Below are 20,395 nucleotides of genomic sequence, written 5' to 3' on the forward strand. Positions count from 1 at the left end.
CAGCGCCAAAGGGAGTGGTTCGAGCCTGCTTGCCTTAAGCAGCTGCTTCCTCAGCGGGTGCGGAGACACGAATCAGGTGGTCGAAAGCGCCCAGGGCTGCATTGGCACCTGAACCCATAGCGATGATGATCTGCTTGTAGGGCACATTGGTCACGTCACCTGCGGCGAACACGCCGGGCAATGAGGTTTCGCCACGGGGGCCAACCACAATCTCGCCGAAGCGGGATAGCTCAATGCCGCTGTCTTTCAGCCATTCGGTGTTAGGCACCAGGCCGATCTGCACGAAGATGCCCGCCAGCTCAACTTTATGGCTGTCACCGGTGCCGCGATGGGTGTAGGTCAGACCAGTGACGCGTTGGCCATCACCGAGGACCTCAGTGGTTTGTGCTTCAGTAATAATGGAAACGTTACGCAGCGAGCGCGCCTTACGTTGCAGCACGTCATCCGCCTTAAGCGTGGTACCGAACTCCAGTACGGTGACATGTTCGACAATACCAGCCAGATCAATCGCGGCTTCGATACCGGAGTTACCACCACCAATAACAGCGACTTTCTTGCTCTTAAAGAGTGGGCCGTCGCAGTGCGGGCAGTAGGCAACGCCTTTGCCGCGGTACTCTTTTTCACCGGGGACGTTCATTTCACGCCAGCGTGCACCAGTCGATAAGAGTACTGATTTACTGCTGAGGGTGGCGCCGTTTTCCAGTTCAATATGAATACGGTGACCAGCCACGCTCAGTTTCTTGGCCTGTTGCTCGGACATGATGTCGACTTCATAGTCTCGTACATGTTCTTCGAGGTTGGCGACCAGTTTTGGGCCTTCAGTCGCTTTCACCGAAATGAAGTTTTCGATGCCAACGGTATCCAGCACCTGGCCACCAAAGCGATCGGTCACGATGCCGGTACGAATACCTTTACGGGCGGCATAGATAGAGGCTGCCGCACCTGCAGGGCCAGCACCGACAACCAGAAAATCGAACTCTTCTTTTTTGCTCAGCTCCGCGGCTTTACGTTTTGACGCACCAGAGTCCACCTTGTTGAGGATTTCAGGCAGTGTCATACGTCCTTGGGCAAACTGCTTGCCGTTCAGAAAAACTGTTGGCACTGCCATGACATTCCGGCTGGTGACTTCTTCCTGGAAGAGTGAGCCATCAATCATGACATTGGTAATACGTGGGTTAATCGCAGCCATCATGTTCAGCGCCTGAATGACTTCCGGGCAGTTCTGACAGCTGAGGGAAACATAGGTCTCAAACTGGAAATCACCTTCAAGCTGGCGAACCTGTTCAATCAGGCTCTCATCAATTTTCATTGGGTGGCCGCCGCTATGCAGCAGGGCAAGAACCAGCGAGGTGAATTCATGGCCCATGGGAAGGCCGGCAAAGCGGATGACAGTCCCTTTTGCTGCACTCTTGACCAGCATGGAAGGCGTACGTTCAGAGCTGTCATCAGAAATAGTGAGGCTTACCAGATCCGACAGGCTGTCGATATCTTGTGCCAGAGCGTGGAGCTCCTGTGACTTGCTGCTATCGTCGAGTGCGACAACCAGTTCAACAGGGGTTTTCAGATTGGCCAGGTACGTGCGTAGTTGTTGCTTGAGATTGGTGTCTAACATGACCTTTCCTCGTTGAAGCAAGACAGTAGGGGAGAGTGGGCCAACCCGAAGGCTGGCCCTGCACCGGGCCCCCGCTGATGTTGCCGGTCAGCGAGGGTTGGGTGTGAGTAGGGCAGGCAATTTAGATTTTGCCGACCAGATCCAGAGAAGGAGCCAGCGTTTCAGAACCTGGCTGCCATGCCGCTGGGCAGACTTCGCCATCGTGTTCTGCAACGTACTGGGCTGCCTGAATTTTGCGAACCAGCTCTTTAGCAGAGCGGCCGATGCCCAGGTCATGAATTTCAGCGACTTTGATTTCGCCTTCAGGGTTGATCACGAAAGTGCCGCGCAGAGCCAGACCTTCTTCCTCGATCATCACACCGAAGTTACGGCTGATAGCACCGGTAGGATCGCCGATCATCGGGAATTTGATCTTCTGAATGGTTTCAGAAGCGTCATGCCATGCTTTGTGGGTGAAGTGAGTGTCAGTGGATACGGAGTAGCACTCAACGCCCATTTCCTGCAGCTGTGCGTAGTAATCAGCCAGGTCGCCCAGTTCGGTTGGGCAAACAAAAGTGAAGTCAGCAGGGTAGAACATCACAACAGCCCACTTACCCTTCAGGTCAGCGTCGGTGACATTGATGAATTCGCCGTTGTGGTAAGCAGTGGCGTTGAAAGGCTTGATGACGGTGTTGATCAGTGATTGAGTCATTGATGTAAAACCTTCTTTAAGTGAGTGAGTTGGCTACGAAACAAGAACCATACTAGTCACCGGTGACGATTGGGTGAATTTTAATGTTTGTATGATCCTGATAGATAAAAACTAATGGCTGAACCGGAAGTCATGCATAAGCACTAAAATGCTATATAGTTGAAGGCATTGGCCGATCCAGCGACTGGCTAACCGCTAATGACGTTAGAGATGGCTGCTAGCGCACTTTATTCTTTGGATAAGAAATCTTCAGGCAAGACGTTCTTCGAGCAAGTGAAGGGAAATTATGGATATCAACCTCTCTCCTCTGGCCAGCATGGAAGACATTCGTGATGCGATTCGTCGCTGTACCGCTGATGACATCATTTGTTGTCACGCTGAGGCGGTATTTCAGGAAGCCAAGCGCGCACTCCAGCAAAGCGCCAAAGCGGATGTCACCCTGCAGTTGATTGACTATGACGGCTACGCTGTTCGTCAGGCGTCCAGTCGTAGAAAAGGTGAAGAGGGCAAGAAAAAGCTGGTTAACCAGCTCACGCCCCAGCAGATGGCCGTGGTCGCTGCTCTGGAGAAAGTCTTGCAGCATTGTCGTCGTCATAATATTGCACTGGTCGGGTTCAGCGATTCTCTTGTCGCCGTTCCTGCCCACATGCTGGAAGCAAGCACCCATGCCGTTCATACCATGGCGGCACTGGAGATTAACTCCCATCAGGCTTATCGTGGAATGGACTGGGATGATCTGGAGGAGCCTGTGGAACTCAGTCAGGAGCCTGTCGAAGACTGAGCAGCCTTTACCCCCTTTTTGTGAGCTGTGCTGTTCGCTTTAAAGTGGTAAATGATGTTTGGCCCTAATTTCTGTCGTTGTAATGATCTTTTTTGATCAAAGTCTTTGTTTGTATCAAAATCCTTTCGTTGGTTTTTGAGTGTAGGATCTAAGTAAACAGGCTCGTTCATTGAGTGTCTGTTTAAAGCTTTATAACAATATCTTTTTCGTTCCCCTCTTAATTTTTCTTAATCCCGCCGATATTAATTTCAAGCTTTTGAAATTGCATGTATTAATGAACTCTGGTCATTCTCAGCTCAGTGACCACGCACGCTGGCGCTCTGCGTCCATTGTTCAGTAAAGCGTTTTTAGGTCATAAGTTTCTATTCCGAGCATTTGGTCGAAAATTGGCCGAATGGTAAAAAAGCAAGTCACTGATTTACGGCAGGTTTTTGTCAGGTTGAGAGAAAACACAAAGTGAGGGTTTTGTTGCTTTTTGGGGGATGCTTTCCTATCCTTTAAATTGTTTATCTCTCTTTTCTTTTGTTCTTTTAGGTAACCGAGAGTAATTTTATATGTCTGTCGCGGAAGAGTTAGAACGCGATAATCAGCAAGCCGTGTATGACCCGTTACTGGATTGTCTTCTGGTTTTATGTCGACGTAACGGTATTGCTAAAACACGTGATCAGCTGATTACTGGTTTGCCTATCAAAGACCAGCGTCTGAGCATCGATTTATTTGCTCGTGCTGCTGAGCGCGCCGGGCTTAAAAGTCATGTCGCTCGTGGCCAGTTTGATCAGATCAGCGCATTGTCATTTCCTGTCATTCTGATGATGAAAGACGGCGATGCTTGCGTCATGGTTGAGAAAGATGGCTCAAACGCTGGAATCATATTTCCGGCGCAGCCAAATGACGTTATCTCGGTCGAGCTCGAAGAGCTTAAGAAAAACTTCTCGGGTGTCTACATCCTGGCGCGCAAGGAATACCGAGCCAGCCGTAATCGTGAAGTGCATCAGGTTTCTGAGCGCCACTGGTTCTGGGGCACTTTAGAGCGCTACAAGCCTGTTTACCGGGATGTTCTGATCGGCAGCTTGTTTATCAACATGATTGCGCTGATCAGCCCCTTGTTCACCATGAACGTTTATGACCGCGTTGTACCGAACCAGGCCTTTGATACTCTGTGGGTGCTGGCGCTGGGAATGGGGCTCGCTTACATCATGGACTTCACCCTCAAGAGTGTCCGCGCCCACTTTCTGGAAGTGACCGGTAAGAAGATTGATGTTGTGCTGTCTTCGAAACTGTTTGAGCAGACGCTGAATCTCAAACTGAAGGCCAAGCCCGGCTCTGTCGGCAGTTATGCGTCGAATCTGCGAGAGTTCGATTCGGTGCGTAACTTCTTCACCTCCGCCTCAATGGTCACGCTAATCGATTTCCCTTTCTCGATTCTGGCTCTGATAACGATCGGCTGGATTTCTCCCTGGATGATGATCGTTCCCGGTATTGCCATGCCAATGGTGTTTCTCTATGGCTGGTGGGTGCGAAAGCCCATCATGGCGGCGATGGAGCATGTCTATAGCTCCGGATCGCAGAAAAATGCGGTATTGATCGAGAGCCTTACGGGGCTTGAAACGCTGCGTATTCTGGGAGGCGAGAGCTGGGCGCAGCGCAAGTGGGAAGCCGCTGTGGCTCACTCCAGCAATTGGGGAATCAAGGCGAAGGCCTGGACATCTTCTGTTGGTCACGTTTCTGCGATTATTCAGCAGTTCGCGACGATCTGTACGGTCATTGTCGGTGTGTATCTTATCTCCGAACAAGAAATGTCGATGGGTGGGCTGATTGCTTCTGTCATTCTGACTACTCGTGCCATTCTGCCAATGGCCCAGGCAGCTGGTCTGCTGGCGAATTATCAGCAAACCCAACTGTCGTTAAATGGTCTTGAGGAGATCATGAAGCGGCCTGTGGAGAATGATCCAAATCGTGAGTTTGTTGAGCGCCAGCATTTTGATGGTGATATTGAATTCATTAACGTGAGCTTTACCTATCCGGATCAGGAGCAAAAAGCCCTTGAGGGCATCAATCTCAAGATTAACAAGGGTGAGAAAGTCGCCGTTATAGGCAAGATTGGCTCAGGCAAATCAACACTGGGCCGTTTGATTATGGGGCTTTATGAGCCTGAAGATGGCTCGGTACGCATTGATGGGATTGATACCAAGCAGATCAGTATCTCGGATCTACGCCGTGGCGTGGGCTTTGTGCCGCAAGATATCACCCTGTTCTCTGGCACCCTGAAAGAAAACTTACTGGTTGGCTCCCCCATGGCGACGGACAGCGAGCTGATTCGGGCGTCTGTGCTCTCAGGGGTTTCTGAGTTTGTGAACCTGCACCCCAAAGGTTTCGACATGATGGTCGGTGAGCGTGGTGAAGGTCTTTCCGGTGGACAGCGCCAGTGTATTGGTCTTGCCCGTGCCCTGATAAGTGATCCCGCTGTCTATGTCCTGGATGAACCTACCAATGCGATGGACTCCAGTACGGAAGAGCGTTTTAAAAAGCAGCTGAGTAGTTTGCTGGCTGACAAAACGCTGGTGCTCGTAACTCACAAGTCGTCGCTGCTGTCTCTGGTTGATCGCGTAGTTATTGTTCACCAAGGCAAGATTGTTGCTGATGGGCCGAAAGATGCTGTGCTTGAAGCTTTGAAGCATGGCCGGTTGAAGGTGGGTTAAATCATGGGAATGCATCTGCCAAAACTTAACCGCCATACCGAGCAGGACGAAGTGCAGCTCTCATTTGCATCGGACCTGGCTGAAGCGTTGAAGAACCAGAACGTTGAACGGGGTAAGTGGATTTACTGGTCCATTATTTGTCTGATCATTGTTGCCATCGCGTGGGCTTATTTTGCCAAACTGGATGAAATTACCCGAGGTCAGGCCAAGGTCATCCCTTCCAATCAACTGCAAACCATTCAGAACCTTGAGGGCGGTATTGTCTCTGAAATCCTGGTCAAAGAAGGCCAGAAAGTCAGTAAAGGCGACGTTCTGGTTCGTATTGATGCGACCCGTTTTAACGCCAGTTTTCAGGAAAACGTTCAGAAGAAAAATGCCCTTGAAGCCAAAATTGCACGTTTGCAGGCAGAAGTTAATGGCAAAGACTTTGTGCCAAAAGGGGATAGCGAATACTGGAAGCAGGAGCAGAACTTTTTCGAGATTCGCCAGCGAGGCCTCAAAGAAAGCCTTTCCACACTTGAGTATCAGGTTGAGCAAAAGCAGCGTGAGTTGGAAGAAGCGAGAACCAAACTGGGCCAGCAGCAGCGCAGTTATGGCCTGATTTTAAAAGAGTTGAATATCACCAAACCGCTGGCCGAAAAAGGCGTTGTCTCTGAGGTCGATTTGTTGCGCTTACAGCGAGATGCCAATGATGCAGCGGGTGAAATTTCCGGTTTGAAAGTTGCGATTCCCCGTCTGCAGGCGGCAGTTGATGAAGCTAAACAGAAAATGGAGGAGCAGAAAGTTGCCTTCAAACAGGATGCTCAGAAAGATCTTAACGATGCGATTGCTCAATATCGTCCGCTGGAGGAAATGCAAGGCGCGCTGCAGGACCAGGTTAAACGTACGACGGTACGAGCTCCGGTGGATGGTATTGTCCAGCGTATCCTGGTGAATACCGTTGGAGGGGTGGTGCAGCCGGGTATGGATATTATTGAGATCGTGCCCACCGATGAGAATCTGCTGATTGAGGCGAAAATCCGGCCTTCAGACATTGCTTATCTGCACCCGGGTCAAATGGCGCAAGTGCGGTTTACCGCCTATGATTTTGCTACTTACGGCGGGTTGAAAGCAGAATTAATCAATATCAGTCCTGATACGGTCAAAGACGAAGAAGACCGAGAGTCTTACTACATCGTTCGTCTGCGTACTCTGGAAAATCATCTGGGAAAAGGGGATGAAAAATTGCCCATCATTCCCGGTATGACCGCAACTGTTGATATCAAGACCGGTAAAAAGACCGTGTTGGATTATTTGCTCAAGCCGGTATTCCGAGCAAAAGAGACTGCATTGAGGGAGCGCTAGCTGTGGATCTGGTTCTTAGTCGGAATGAATCGGTCAAGACCAAGCTTGGCCAATGCCTTGTGCATGGGACTACCTTGCTGACAAGCCCGGAGGGTGTGTCGGGCGAGGCAATTAAGGTGGTCTGGTTACACGTTCATCCAGGTGATGATGTGTCATCTCGTTTAGGTGCTGTTACTCAGCGCTTTACTGCTGCCCGAGTCGTGGTGCTGTCGAATATCCCTTCGGATGCCGAAGGAATGCAGGCCATCATTGCCGGTGCTTCAGGATATATGAATGCCCTGGCTCGTACGGATGTGTATGAGCAGGTTCGCCAGACGGTAGTTTCAGGTCACGTATGGCTGGGGCAATCGCTGTTATTGGAAATGGTCAGGCAGATGGGAAGAACCCTCGTGCCCAAGGCAGATACGGAGATCAGGCTATCTGAAAGAGAGCAGTTACTAGTCAGACATTTGGGTAAAGGTTTGAGTAATCAGGCCATCGCTGAAGCCATCGGGCTCTCAGAACAAACGATAAAAAATCAACTAAGTGCACTTTACCGGAAATATAACGTGAAGGACCGGCTATCTCTGATCATGGCGTTGGGAAACCTGCAGGCCAGGGACTTCGGAGCACAAGCAGCACGGGGAGGCGAATAGGGTGAACCATTCCAATAAGGCTTTTAGACTGAGCCTGTTAACACTATCCATTCTGGGCTTCGGCCAGGCTAATGCAGACACCTTGGAGCAGGTTATCAAGGACAATGTCTACAAAAGCCCGCTCGTAGAACAGGCAAAATATGACCACCAGACTGACAAGCAGGCGATTCGCGAAGCGCGTTCAGGCTATCTGCCAACGATCGATCTGAATCTGGCTGCGGGTCGTGAGAAAACCGAAAAGCTTAACGGTAATACCGTTAACGACATTATGACCCGTCGCGAAGCTTCTTTGACGTTAAGTCAGACGTTGTTCGACGGTTTCCAGACCAGTTCGGAAGTAGCGCGTCAAACAGCTGCAGCAGATGCTTCAGCCCTACAGCTGGATGGTCAGACTGATAGCGTGGCCCTGCAGATTGCCAGTGCCTATCTGAATGTTTATCGCCGTAACCAGCTGCTGTTGCTTGCCCAGGAAAACCTGTCCAAGCACCAGAGTATTTACGACCAGATTCAGCAACGTCGCCAGTCTGGTGTGGCGTCTCAGGCCGAACTTGCTCAGGCTGAAACCCGCCTTGCATTGGCGCAGGCCAATGTCATCTCCGCGCGAAATAACCTGAGCGATGAGAAGGCGACCTACATGCAGGTGGTTGGTGTTGAGCCTAATGACACCGTGTTCCCTGATTTTAATGAAGCCTTGCTGCCACAGTCTGAAGATGCGGCGGTAGCCCTTGCTCTGGATAGCAACAAGATCCTTCAGTCTGCTAACTCTGATATTGAAGAAGCGCAGGCGCAGGTGAAATCACGTAATGGCTCTTTCTTCCCGCGGGTAACCTTTGAAGTTAGCCGTAACTGGGATGAAAACGTGGATGGCGTCCGTGGTGAGGATGCTGACTACATGGCGATGGTCCGTATGAACTATAACCTGTTCAATGGTGGTGCGGATTCTTCCCGACATAAGCAGGCCATTCAGCAGGTCAGTAAAGCCAAATCCGTGCGTGACCAGACCTACCGTGAAGTCATTCAGACCACGCAGCTTTCCTGGTCTGCCTATGATTTGCTCAAGCAGCAGATTCCCTATTATGAAGGTCAGGTTCGTTCTGCGGAGCAGACTCGTGAACTGTACAAACAACAGTTCAACCTGGGACAGCGCTCATTGCTGGACTTGCTGGACTCCGAGAATGAGCTGTTTGAAGCTCGCAACTCTTTGGTGGGGGCGCAGGCTGACTTCCGCTACGCTGAGTACCGCTTGCTGGCGGCTTCTTCACAGCTGATGGTAGGTATTGAGACCCCCGATAAGGTAATGACGGGTTCTGACACGGTTGCTGATACAGCAGCAATGCCAGTTGCTGAAACTCCTGTCGAGCCACAGACTGCTGCGCCAGCGGATGCTGACTATGATGCGGTTAAGTCTGAACTGAATGCCTGGCAAACAGCTTGGGAAGGTAAGGATATTAACGCTTACATTGCTCAGTACACCGATGACTTTGCGCCAGCTAACCAAACCCATGCTCAGTGGGTAAAAGAGCGTACTTCGCGACTGGCTTATCCAAAATGGATCAAGGTTGAGATTGGCGATCCGCAGATCTCCGTGATGGGTGACCGTGCTGTCGTTCGTTTTAGCCAGCACTATACTGCCAATCATTACGAAGATAATGTGATGAAAGAGCTGATGATGGTCCGTCAGGGCGATCAGTGGAAGATTGCTGAGGAGATGTCGCTGTAAGCGGCATTCTCTGAGAGTGATGAACGAAAAAGCCACCCTTGGGTGGCTTTTTTATTGAGTGGTATGAGTGAACTGATACTTCGGTATACAACAGGCCTGGTTTATCGGGAAATCTCAATCCAGGCTTGTCCCATCGGCTGTCCTGAAGCATTGCTGGCAATCACAGGATAGCGGTTACCCTGACCACTTTCGGAATATTGCCTCAGGAAATGAGACTTGCCGACTTGAATCAGGTAGCCCCGATCGTCGTGGTTTACGGGTGTTTCGGGTAACCAGCCGCGCAGGTTGAGCTGAATACCATCATCGTTGCTGCCGTTAGTGAAGCTGGTGATAAGTTCCAGAGTATCGTTAGCGGAAACCTGTAGTGTTTCGTTTTCCATAACCACACGATTCTGGCCGTTTACACTAATGACAAAGACGCGCTGATCACCGGGGCGATGTTGTTTGGCATTATCTTGCTGGCGTTTCGCATACTCGCTGGAGTCGAGTGTTCGAACGTTAATGCTGCCGAATTTCTGGCCTTCCTTGCGGAAGACGACTTGGGTGTCGCTGTCGATTTTGACATCATTCATCGCATCATTGAGATTACCCAGTCCCAGAATATCGACGGTCACACCGCGCTGGTAGTCAGAACCGACCTGAGTGACTTTCACCGTATCGCCCTTGTGAATATAAAGGGTGTCCTGATCCTTCAGCGTTTCGGTTTTGCCATCCACCTGAAATTCTGCGAAATGCAGGGCAGAGTTTGCGACCAATACTTTAGGTGTCTCCGGCACTATGCCGAGGCGTTCCATGAAAGCGTTGATAACCAGATTGTGGTAACGAATCTTGTCTGTCAGTGAAGGCAGGTTTTTGGAGGCCTCGACACCGAAAGCAGGGAGACACTCTTTGCGAAGAGCATAGAAAGTCGCTGTCTTGCGCATTTCCGTGTAAGGGGTATCCGGGTCTGCTGTGCGGGTGTTAAAGAAGTGCAGGTAGTGATCCTTGTTCTCAATCTGTTTGTTAACTTCTTCAAGAACACCATTGGCCATCTCGCCGAGCTTCAGATCCGAACCATTGCTGCACTGATAGTCGTCAGCATCAGCAATCAAGGACTGGCCGTAGCGATTTGGGTTGCGCAGGCTGTCGATATAAACCGGGGAGTGGAAACCCCAGCCATCGTGCAAGTGCAGGAACAAATCTGCCTTGGACATCAGAATTTTCAGTTGGTTGACGACCTGTAGCATGGGGCCGTTCTGCGCATCATCATGAAACTGGCGGTTCATATCGCCGTCAGGGCCACGGTCGCCAAGAATGATGGACTTGAGGTTGGCGCGCGGGACAACGATCAGGTTGCCCTTTTCCAGTTCGAGGTCGGGGTATAAGTCCGCAGACAAATAACCGCCCGGTTCATCACCCTGAATACCGCCTATCAAGAGCAGAGTTTTGCCATCCTGCCGGCCATTCACGTAATAGACATTGAGCTCGTAATCCGAACCGGGAAAGAACACTTCGTGGTGTCGGCCGGGACGGGTTTCGGCATGGGCAGTCATTTGACAGAGCAGGGCTGTTCCAAGGGCGAGGGCAGCACGAGTAATCAACTTCATTTCAGGGCTTTCCAGGTCTCGTCTACGATGGCGAAGGAGCCAGGGCAGCCTTCCAGCGTTAAGGTTTTGATACCGTCATCGGCGTAGCTATTACTGGTGTAGTGCTGAGTAAAGCTGACCTGATAACGGTTGGGTTGAACCTGATGTACTTTCAGATTCTCGTAGGTGATCTGCTGTTGGGGGCGCTCGGCAAAAATACCGCTTTTATAGTCCTTCCAGTCTGCCAGCGTCTTGCCGCCCTTATAGGTAAAGTTCGGGCTGTAGTACTGCAGATAATTGAAGATCTCGTTGTTGTTCCAGGACTTCATCCACTTGGCAACGAAGTCACTTGCTTCCGCAGTAAGGATGCCATCCGTCGACAGTGGCGTGCTGTCTTCAGCTACCAGACTCAGCTTGTCACCTTCGGGCTTGAAGAACAGGCGTTTGCTGTCCAGTGAGAAAAGGTTGGCAGCACAGTATTGCTGGCGGAAATCAAATACGACCTGATTGCCATCTTCTTTGAAGGCGTGAACATCGGTGACCTTGATCTGACGCTCCGGGAACATTTCGGCCAAGCGCTTTTTGCGGTCAACCCATTGCTCGCGGTTAAGGCCGTCAGCGCCACGGAAGTCCGGATGCAGCATTTTGGCGACGGCGCTAATGTCCGCGTTGCTCCATTCTTTAATGAACGCATCAAGCTGACCCAGCATGGAGGCCCGGCGCTTGGCATAAGCGCTTGGTGTCATAAACTCGGTCTTTGGAGTAATGACTACGGTGGTCCCGGCAGTCAGAATTGGCTGCAGGTAATCTATCTCGTTGTTCTCAAAGGCAACGCAGCCGCGTGTGGCCACTTTGGTGGGATCATCATCATCCCGGCCATGCAGCCAGATGCCGGAACCATTACGACCTTCAATACGATCTAACGGGTTAGGGTAGTCGAGAGGAAACGCTCCATGTCCATAGACAGGCAGCAGGCTTTGGTCCGGAATAAAGTGGGTGATACGGTAAACCCCTTCAGGCGTACGCATGTCTCCTTCACTGACTTTATCGCCGTCTTTCTGGCCAAACTGCAGGTTCTTGAAGGTGCGGATAATCGTTGGGGTGTCGTTCTTCACCTTAATGAGGTAAGCCTCCTTGCGAAACTTATCCACAAGGATGTCGGTTTGCTCCTCAGGAGAACGGGAGAAAATATGCCCCGGAATAGTCGCTTCTTCAGCCGCTGCCTTTGGTGCAACGCTCTTTGCTGGCTTGGCGTCAGGGATTTTGGTCTGAGCTTGATGGCTGGCTGGATTCGTCGCTGCAGCCAGCTTTGCAGGTGCGCTGTGCTGATTACTGCTGGCCGGTTTTGCGCCTGAGGTGTCAACCTCAATCACCTTCACTCCCTGATTGGTCGGAGAGGTGGTAGCTGCCTGAGAAGAGGTACTGATGAGAGCGACAGAGATGGCCAGTGGTAGGCTGGCAAGTGCAGGTAACCACCCGCGACTGTCATGTTTAGCTGCTTTGTCCATAGGCAGTAGCTGATTCTTCCGCACAATTAGGTAAACCGGGATGCCCACTTGCCCGTGACAGCAGAGTTAGATCAGAGTCTTTTGCTGTATCGATAGCAACGCCATTCTTGTGATGTCAGAGGGCCTCGCTACGTACTGGAAGGACGTTGAAGGGTGAGACTGCCTCGGGGCATTCATCCACCGAGTATTCAGGGACGAGCCGGTATTGGTTTCAAACTGTTTGCGGCATTCTACCTGTGGGTATCTATGGCAGCAAACGCTAAATCACTGTGGCGGCAAATGTGATTGTTGTTCCATTTTTTCATGGGCTATAGTTCATTGGTGACGCGGCTTTATGCCGACAGCGGGGGACAAATGGCCAAACTTTATCCACATTCAGTCATGGAGTTTGCGCCGGTGTTTGGACTACATGGAGAGTCGGAGTAGCTCATGCCTTATATCAAGCGTGATGAAGGCGGTAAGATTGCCGCTATTTTTGCCCAGCCTGAAGAGCAGGCTAAAGAACAGCTTGCTGCCGATGATCCTGAATTGCTGGCATTTTTGCATCAGGATGATAGCCATTCCAAAGCTTACATGCGTCAGTCTGACGTCGAGTTACAGCGTGTTCTGGAAGACGTTATCGATCTGCTGATCGACAAAGGGGTGCTGATGTTCACGGATCTGCCCGCTCAGGCACAGCGCAAACTGGTTGGTCGTAAGCGGGTACGTCAAACCATGCAAACCAAGAGTACGCTTTTTAGTGACGAGGACGATCAGCTGTTGCTCTGATTCCCGTGTAATTGCATTGCTTACCCTGGCTGGCTAAAATCGCCGCTCTTTTGTGCCTGTATCCATGAAGCCTGGACGGCTTGGCAGGTATGCCTTTCTCACTGCTGACAGGTCAGCGATCGCTTATGAAAGCGCACAAGATTTCCTCTGCCCCCGTACCGATGCGCTGGGTTGGCCCTATCGCCATTTCCGGTAATGTCCTGACTGATTCGCTGTCAGTCCCACTGGCGACCTATGAGTCTCCACTTTGGCACTCTGTGGGCCGTGGTGCGCGGGTGTCCCGCCTTTGTGAAGGCGGTATTAAAACCACCCTGATTGATGAGCGTATGACTCGCTCAATTCTGCTGGAAGCCGCTGATGCTGGTGTGGCCTTGAATGCCTGGCAGCGTCTGCAAGGTCTGCGAGACGAAATGCAGGCTGTTGTCAGTCAAAGCAGCCGCTTTGCAAAGCTTATCGATCTTCATCATCAGATCGTGGGTAACCTTCTTTATATTCGGCTCGAGTTCACCACTGGTGATGCTTCCGGACATAACATGGTGACCAATGCCGCGGATCATCTGATGCGCTGGTTTATGGAGACCTTCCCGGAACTGAGTTATGGCTCCATTTCCGGTAACTATTGCTCGGATAAGAAAGCAACAGCGGTCAATGGCATTCTGGGGCGTGGTAAAAATGTTGTGGCAGAGATCCTGATTCCGCGGGACATTTGTGAACGTCGCCTGCTGACCACTCCTGAGAAAGTTGTTGATCTTAATATCAAGAAGAATCTTCTCGGCACTCTGATGGCAGGTGGTATTCGAAGTGCGAACGCTCACTATGCCAATATGCTACTGGCTTTCTATATGTCGACGGGTCAGGATGCGGCGAATATCGTCGAGGGTTCCCAGGGTGTGACCCATGCTGAAGTGCGTGAGGGCAATTTATATTTTTCCTGTACCTTGCCCAATCTGATCGTCGGAACTGTAGGAAATGGCAAAGGCCTTGATTTTGTTGAAGATAACCTCCAACAACTAGGCTGCCGTGAAGAGCGAGAGCCCGGTGCCAACGCTCGCAGGCTTGCTGCGATTTGTGCCACGGTAGTTCTTTGTGGTGAGCTTTCCCTGCTTGCCGCCCAGACCAATCCTGGTGAGTTGATGCAGGCACATATTCAATTGGAGCGTGGATGACCGACTCCACCAACGACCGCAAGATCGAACATATCCGTGTTATCGAAGATGATGCGGGTGTGGATCGTGATGGGCAGCATTTCGAGCGTTACCAGTTGATGCACCGGGCATTGCCCGAGATCAATCTGGAAGACGTCGATACCCGTGTAGAGTTATTTGGTAAAACCCTTTCTTTCCCGTTACTGATTTCCTCTATGACCGGGGGTGATCATGCATTGGTTGAGCGGATAAATCGCCACCTTGCCGAGGCAGCAGAGATTACCGGTGTTGCTATGGGAGTGGGTTCCCAGCGTGTGATGTTTACTCATCCTGCAGCACGTCGCAGCTTTGAACTGCGTGATGTTGCACCGACAGCGCTACTGCTTGGGAATGTCGGTGCGGTTCAGCTGAATTATGGTTTCACTGATCAGCACTTGAATGATGCGCTGGATGTACTCAAGGCAGACGGCCTTTTTTTGCACGTCAACCCCCTGCAGGAAGCGATTCAGCCAGAGGGAGATACCCGTTTTTCTGGTCTGACTGAACGCATCGCTGATGTCGTTGGCCGCATTGATGCACCTTTGATCCTCAAAGAAGTCGGTAGTGGTTTGAGTCCTGCCGATATTGAACTCGGGCTCAAAGCCGGTATTCGCTTTTTTGATCTCGCGGGTACGGGCGGGACCTCATGGAGTCGTATCGAGCATCATCGGCGTTCGTCTGGTCAGCTCGGGTTACGTTTTCAGGACTGGGGTTTGCCCACACCTGTCGCGCTGGAAATGAGTCGTCCTTATCATTCCCAGGCAACTTTTTTTGCCAGTGGCGGCTTGCGAAGCGGATTGGATATGATCAAATCCGTTATACTTGGCGCTCGGCTATGCGGGCTGGCGGCCCCATTTTTAGCACCTGCCATGATCTCGACAGAAGCTGTCGTTCAGGAAATTGAAGTGCTCAGGCAGGAGTTTCGCGTCGCCATGTTTTTGCTGGGCGTTTCGACGTTTGATCAGCTCCATCGGAATGAAGCCCTACTATGGCGCAGGTAACAGGAACCGAGTCCTTTTTATGAAGGTTGGCATTGAAGATATCTGCTTTTACACCGCGAATTATGTTTTGGACATGGCGGTTTTGGCCGATGTTCACGGTATTGAAGTAGAAAAGTTTTATCAGGGCATTGGTCAGGTTGAAATGAGCATGGCTGCGCCCGATGAGGACATCGTGACGTTAGCCGCAGCGGCTGCCAAACCTATTGTTGAAAACCATGATATGAGCCAGCTGCGTACCGTACTGGTCGCTACCGAAAGTGGTATTGATCAGTCCAAGTCCGCGGGGGTTTATGTTCATAACCTTCTGGGGTTGCCATCGCACTGCCGTGTTCTGGAAATGAAGCAGGCTTGCTATAGCGCTACCAGCGCCTTGCAAATGGCCTGTAGCCTGGTGGCTCGTCAACCAGAGCAGAAAGTGCTGGTGATCGCGACAGATATCGCCCGATATGATCTCAATTCATCCGGTGAGCCGACTCAGGGCTGTGGCGCGGTGGCAATGTTGGTGGGAGCCAATCCTAAACTTCTGGAAATCGAACCTGTGTCAGGTCTCTTCTGTGAAGATGTGATGGATTTCTGGCGACCCAATTATCGCAGTACGGCGTTGGTGGATGGCAAGTACTCCACCAAAGTGTATCTGCGCTCACTGAAGCAGGCATGGCAGGACTATCAGGAGCAGGGTGGCCACAGTGCTGATACTTTCTCTTATTTTTGCTACCACCAGCCCTTTACGCGTATGGCCCAGAAGGCTCATACCCACTGGCTGAAGCAGGTCAAAAAGGAGTTGTCTGCTGAAGCCATTGAGCAGCAACTGGAGCCATCGCTGGTCTATAACCGACGTATTGGTAACAGCTATACGGCTTCCATGTATATCGGTTTGGCCTCTCTCCTGGATAACACTCAGGAGAATCTGGATAACAAGCGTATTGGCCTTTTTAGTTATGGTTCCGGGTGTGTCGCCGAATGGTTTGCCGCCAAGGTGCAGCCTGGCTACCGTGAATACCTGCGCACGGCATATCATCAGCAATTGCTGGAGAGCCGAACCGCTATTGATTACCCGACTTATCGCCGACTTTATGAGTTTCCTAATCCGACGGATGGCGGCGATCATCAAAACCCTCATGAGACCACTGGGCCTTTCCGCCTGAGTGCTATCAGCCAGCATAAACGCCTCTACGAAAAGACCTCTTCATGATTCATGCTTCAGCTCCCGCTAAGATCATTCTTAGCGGTGATCACTCCGTTGTTTATGGCGCGCCAGCGCTGGTCGCCGCTATTTCACCTCGCGTTAAAGTGACATTGCAGGAGCTGCCAGAGCCCATCGTGCGGCTTCATGCCGACGGTCAGCACGCCGAGATGAGTATTCCGGACTGTCTTGAGCTGCAGGCTGAACTGGATGAGCTTCATGATGACTTTATGGAAGGTGAAATTAGTGTTCATGATGTTCTGGAGTCTGGCAGCGAGCTGTTTTTTTACGCCTTGAGCCAGTGGCTTCAGCCTGATGCTCGCAAAGGTGTCGAGCTGTGGATGGACTCTCCCATTCCTATTGGCTGTGGCCTCGGTTCCTCTGCAGCCACCATTGCGGCGGTTTGCTGTGCTGCGGGCAAGTTTTTTGGTGAGCCTCTTGAAGACTTGCAGTCTCTCGTCGCTCAGGTTCGTTTTATTGAGCGTCTTCAGCATGGGCGCGGCAGTGCGCTGGATGCCTCCGCGGTCGTCTTCGGTGGCGTGGTGCATCTGGCAGATACCCTGACTGAACAAGCACCGCTGGATAACAACTGGTGGGTCGTTCACACCGGGAAACCAGCCAGCTCTACCGGGGAGTGTGTGGCTGCCGTTCGCGAAAAGTATGAAGACAGCCCAATCTGGCAACGTTTTTCTGAAGTGACGAACCGATTCCAGGCGGCAATGACTGCTGGTGATGAGCCCGCGCTGGCTCAGGCGATTAAAGATAATCAGCGTTTATTGGAAGAGCTGGGCCTTGTGCCGGAGCGCGTACAGTCTTTCGTGCGACGCATTGAGATTGCCGGTGGTGCAGCGAAAATATGCGGTGCGGGTTGCATCGTCGGTGAGGGCGCTGGGGCGGTTCTGGTTCGTGGTGTTGATCCTACGACGCTGGCGGAAGAGGCTGGCTACGGCTGTCAGCCCATCATCGGAGATAGGCATGGCGTCCGACTGGAACCGGCTTAAGGTTTCCGCACCTGGCAGCCTGATGGTGATGGGGGAGCATGCTGTTCTTCATGACCAGTGGGCCATTGCCACAGCGGTTGATCGCCGTATTGAGCTGAGTCTGGTGCCCCGCGATGACCGCAATGTCATTATTCGATCTTCTCTGGCGAACTACGAAGCCAGCCTCAATCAGCTGCTGCCTCATCCTCAATTGAAGTTCGTGCTTGAAGCCATTGCTCAAGCGCATCCCAGCCAGGGCTTTGAGGTCGATATTGAATCTGCTATCGACCACACCGTAGGACTTGGCTCCTCGGCAGCGGTGACCGCTGCAATGGTGGCTGCGTTAGCCTTTTGGGAGAATCCAGCGCTGGCAGATGATAAAGCGCTGTTGCTTCAACGTGCTCATGAAGTCGTACTTGCTGTTCAGGGAAGAGGGTCGGGCACTGACCTTGCTGCCAGTGTTTATGGTGGCCTGCTTGGGTATCGCGTTGATGGCCGTCAGGTGAAACCCTTACCCGCAATATGGCCCATAACACTGGTGTATTGTGGGTATAAGACGCCGACTCCTGAGGTATTGCAGAAAGTCCATGATGAGGCCGCGCAATGCCCTTCGCTTTACTCGGGGATTTATCACCTCATGGGACAGGCCGCCGAGCAGGCTATGACGGCTGCCGAGCTGGGCAACGATGAACTTTTCATGCGTTGCATGCAGATGCAACACGGTTTGCTTGATGCGCTGGGTGTGTGTGATGAAACCCTGGCGGACATTGTGTATCACCTGCGCCAACTTCCCGGCGTAAGTGCCGCCAAGATCTCAGGCTCAGGCCTTGGAGACTCAGTGCTGGCACTTGGCCACACTTCGGCAGAATTACCCTGGCAGTCCATTGCCGTTTCCATGAGTTCACGAGGAGTGGAAGTTGTCCCTGAGTCCATCTGATGCATTTCTGAGCTATCTTCCTAAGCGGACTTCTTCTTTGAAGGTCTCGGCCGAGGCTTTTGCTCCTTCAAACATTGCCCTGTGCAAGTATTGGGGGAAGCGAGATCCTGCACTGAATCTTCCGGTCAACAGCTCACTGTCCATAAGCCTTGGCTCTCTGGGGACTTCAACCCGTGTGACGGTCATCGATAGCGATCAGGATCAGGTCGTGCTGAATGGTCAAGTACAGGCAGCGGACTCCGCATTTGTACGTAAATGCAGCGCCTTTGTGGATCATTTTCGCCAGATCGAGCCGGTTCGGGTTCGCATCGAGACCGAGAACAACATTCCTACCGCTGCCGGGCTTGCCTCCTCTGCCTCAGGTTTTGCTGCCTTGACGCTGGCGCTCGCTAAACTTTATGGCTATGAGCTGGTGGGGCCTGCGTTGTCACGAATTGCCCGCATGGGAAGTGGAAGTGCGTCGCGGTCTCTTTATCAGGGGTTCGCTGAATGGGAAATGGGTGCCAAAGATAACGGCTCTGATTCTCAGGCTATTGCGTTGTCGCAGCAGTGGCCATCGCTGCGTGTCGGGGTGCTTGAAGTAACGCGGGATGCCAAAACGGTGGACTCGCGCAGCGGAATGAACCGGACGACGCAAACCAGCCATCTTTATTCTGCCTGGCCGCAGCAGGCGAAAGAAAATCTGCTTACACTCAAAGCCGCCATTGCTGAGCAAGATATCCACCAGCTGGGTGCTACAGCAGAGCAGAATGCACTCAGTATGCACGCTACGATGGTGTCCTCCTGGCCACCGCTGCTGTACTGGCAACCTGACAGCGTTAAATTAATGCATCAGGTCTGGCAGTGCCGTGAATCGGGAGTGCCGGTTTATTTCACTATGGATGCGGGTCCAAACCTCAAGCTGCTCTTTGAGGAATCTGCCCAGTCCGATATCGAAGCAGCATTTACCGGACTTGAGGTCGTGAATCCCTGGGCGGGGCCGTGTCCTCTCAACGATTAAGTTCTTGGGAATCCATTGAGGGCGTCATTCTGGATAAGGATGGCACGCTGGTGGATTTTTATCCGACCTGGACGCCGCTTTATCTCTGCGCGCTTGAAGCGCTATCAGCCGCTTTTTCCTGTCCTTTGTCGAACCTGCTTACAGTCAGCGGCTTTTCACCTCGGGGTGAGCGCTTGGCAAGTGACTCTCCACTGGTGCACGCGACGCCGGATACCATTCTTGCGCTATGGGCGTCAGCGCTTGAGCAGGATTCCATTGAACCGCTGCGACCGGTGGTGGACAGGGTGTTTGCTGAGCATTACTTGTTCTCCTTAGTGCCGCCGGGTGACTTGCCAGCGTTGTTCGGTAAGCTGTCAAAACAAGAGTTACGGCTGGCGCTGGTGACGTCTGATTCGACGCGTTATGCCGAAGGTGCTGTAGCAGCGCTCGGTATTAGTCGTTGGGTGAGCCCGGTGATTGGGTCGGATGCCGGTTTTCCCCCCAAGCCTTCTGCCGCTATGGCTATTGAGTGTTTGAAGCAATGGCGGTTGGAGCCTCATCAGGTTGCCGTTATTGGCGACCACCCGCGGGACCTGCAGATGGGAAGGGCGCTAGGTGCTGGCCGTGTTGTTGGTGTGTTAAGCGGGTCAAGTCGGGAAGATGAGCTTGCTCCCTGGTGCGATGAAGTCTGGTCTTCCCTGATGAATCTTGAGTTTCTTGCAGAGCTGAAGTTAAAAAAAACCCGGCGGGGGAGCCGGGTGTAAGACGAGTAAGCACACTTACTCTCAAGCCGGGATGCCGCAAGAAT

At 52.0% G+C, this 20,395-nt stretch carries 17 protein-coding genes; 13 read left to right on the forward strand and 4 right to left on the reverse strand.

Annotated elements, in window-relative coordinates; genetic code table 11:
- Nucleotides 1-34 precede the first annotated feature (34 nt).
- Both ahpF and ahpC read right to left on the reverse strand, forming a co-directional pair.
- The gene (ahpF, locus tag ACKC9G_RS05175) at nt 35-1,612 is read right to left on the reverse strand and encodes an alkyl hydroperoxide reductase subunit F (protein ID WP_411403869.1); all 1,578 of its coding nucleotides are present in this window, start codon (nt 1,610-1,612) and stop codon (nt 35-37) included.
- A 121-nt stretch (nt 1,613-1,733) separates the two neighbouring features.
- Nucleotides 1,734-2,303 (reverse strand): alkyl hydroperoxide reductase subunit C, encoded by a 570-nt coding sequence (ahpC, locus tag ACKC9G_RS05180; RefSeq protein WP_411403870.1) that lies wholly within the window; start codon nt 2,301-2,303, stop codon nt 1,734-1,736.
- A 286-nt stretch (nt 2,304-2,589) separates the two neighbouring features.
- Between ahpC and ACKC9G_RS05185 the strand changes: the two genes are divergently transcribed.
- The 5 genes from ACKC9G_RS05185 (at nt 2,590) to ACKC9G_RS05205 (ending at nt 9,482) form a co-directional block, all read left to right on the forward strand.
- Entirely contained in the window at nt 2,590-3,084 is a 495-nt protein-coding gene (locus tag ACKC9G_RS05185; RefSeq protein ID WP_411403871.1) for a response regulator, read from the forward strand.
- Between the two features lie 554 nt (nt 3,085-3,638).
- On the forward strand, nt 3,639-5,783 hold the full coding sequence (locus tag ACKC9G_RS05190; protein ID WP_411403872.1) for a type I secretion system permease/ATPase: 2,145 nt from the start codon (nt 3,639-3,641) through the stop codon (nt 5,781-5,783).
- Between the two features lie 3 nt (nt 5,784-5,786).
- Nucleotides 5,787-7,127, forward strand: coding sequence for an HlyD family type I secretion periplasmic adaptor subunit (locus tag ACKC9G_RS05195; RefSeq protein WP_411403873.1), 1,341 nt, complete (start codon nt 5,787-5,789; stop codon nt 7,125-7,127).
- Between the two features lie 2 nt (nt 7,128-7,129).
- The gene (locus tag ACKC9G_RS05200; protein WP_411403874.1) at nt 7,130-7,762 is read left to right on the forward strand and encodes a response regulator transcription factor; all 633 of its coding nucleotides are present in this window, start codon (nt 7,130-7,132) and stop codon (nt 7,760-7,762) included.
- A 1-nt stretch (nt 7,763) separates the two neighbouring features.
- Entirely contained in the window at nt 7,764-9,482 is a 1,719-nt protein-coding gene (locus ACKC9G_RS05205) for a TolC family outer membrane protein (RefSeq protein ID WP_411403875.1), read from the forward strand.
- A 101-nt stretch (nt 9,483-9,583) separates the two neighbouring features.
- On the opposite strand, the gene ACKC9G_RS05210 is transcribed toward ACKC9G_RS05205, so the two are convergent.
- Together ACKC9G_RS05210 and ACKC9G_RS05215 are read right to left on the reverse strand one after the other, a co-directional pair.
- On the reverse strand, nt 9,584-11,068 hold the full coding sequence (locus tag ACKC9G_RS05210) for a M14/M99 family metallopeptidase (protein WP_411403876.1): 1,485 nt from the start codon (nt 11,066-11,068) through the stop codon (nt 9,584-9,586).
- Nucleotides 11,065-12,555: a L,D-transpeptidase family protein gene (locus ACKC9G_RS05215; RefSeq protein WP_411403877.1), complete on the reverse strand. Its 1,491-nt coding sequence runs from the start codon at nt 12,553-12,555 to the stop codon at nt 11,065-11,067. Before ACKC9G_RS05215 ends, ACKC9G_RS05210 begins: the two co-directional genes overlap by 4 nt.
- A 429-nt stretch (nt 12,556-12,984) precedes the next feature.
- Here ACKC9G_RS05215 and ACKC9G_RS05220 point away from each other — a divergent pair, with 429 nt between their 5' ends.
- The 8 genes from ACKC9G_RS05220 (at nt 12,985) to ACKC9G_RS05255 (ending at nt 20,351) form a co-directional block, all read left to right on the forward strand.
- Nucleotides 12,985-13,323: a tryptophan synthase subunit beta like protein gene (locus tag ACKC9G_RS05220; protein WP_411403878.1), complete on the forward strand. Its 339-nt coding sequence runs from the start codon at nt 12,985-12,987 to the stop codon at nt 13,321-13,323.
- Between the two features lie 125 nt (nt 13,324-13,448).
- Nucleotides 13,449-14,489, forward strand: a complete 1,041-nt coding sequence (locus tag ACKC9G_RS05225) for a hydroxymethylglutaryl-CoA reductase (RefSeq protein ID WP_411403879.1) — start codon at nt 13,449-13,451, stop codon at nt 14,487-14,489.
- The gene (fni, locus tag ACKC9G_RS05230) at nt 14,486-15,508 is read left to right on the forward strand and encodes a type 2 isopentenyl-diphosphate Delta-isomerase (RefSeq protein ID WP_411403880.1); all 1,023 of its coding nucleotides are present in this window, start codon (nt 14,486-14,488) and stop codon (nt 15,506-15,508) included. The genes ACKC9G_RS05225 and fni overlap by 4 nt, the downstream gene beginning before the upstream one ends.
- 19 nt (nt 15,509-15,527) lie before the next feature.
- Complete coding sequence (locus tag ACKC9G_RS05235; RefSeq protein ID WP_411403881.1) at nt 15,528-16,700, forward strand: hydroxymethylglutaryl-CoA synthase; 1,173 nt, start codon at nt 15,528-15,530, stop codon at nt 16,698-16,700.
- Nucleotides 16,697-17,692 carry a mevalonate kinase gene (locus tag ACKC9G_RS05240; RefSeq protein WP_411403882.1) on the forward strand — a complete coding sequence of 332 codons (996 nt, stop codon included), beginning with the start codon at nt 16,697-16,699 and terminating at the stop codon, nt 17,690-17,692. The genes ACKC9G_RS05235 and ACKC9G_RS05240 overlap by 4 nt, the downstream gene beginning before the upstream one ends.
- Nucleotides 17,667-18,608 carry a mevalonate kinase gene (locus ACKC9G_RS05245; RefSeq protein WP_411403883.1) on the forward strand — a complete coding sequence of 314 codons (942 nt, stop codon included), beginning with the start codon at nt 17,667-17,669 and terminating at the stop codon, nt 18,606-18,608. The genes ACKC9G_RS05240 and ACKC9G_RS05245 overlap by 26 nt, the downstream gene beginning before the upstream one ends.
- On the forward strand, nt 18,589-19,608 hold the full coding sequence (mvaD, locus tag ACKC9G_RS05250) for a diphosphomevalonate decarboxylase (protein ID WP_411403884.1): 1,020 nt from the start codon (nt 18,589-18,591) through the stop codon (nt 19,606-19,608). Before ACKC9G_RS05245 ends, mvaD begins: the two co-directional genes overlap by 20 nt.
- Nucleotides 19,590-20,351: an HAD family hydrolase gene (locus ACKC9G_RS05255; protein ID WP_411403885.1), complete on the forward strand. Its 762-nt coding sequence runs from the start codon at nt 19,590-19,592 to the stop codon at nt 20,349-20,351. Before mvaD ends, ACKC9G_RS05255 begins: the two co-directional genes overlap by 19 nt.
- The last annotated feature ends 44 nt before the right edge of the window (nt 20,352-20,395 follow it).

The organism is Pokkaliibacter sp. CJK22405 (assembly GCF_046614695.1).
In the GTDB taxonomy this organism is placed as follows: domain Bacteria; phylum Pseudomonadota; class Gammaproteobacteria; order Pseudomonadales; family Balneatricaceae; genus Pokkaliibacter.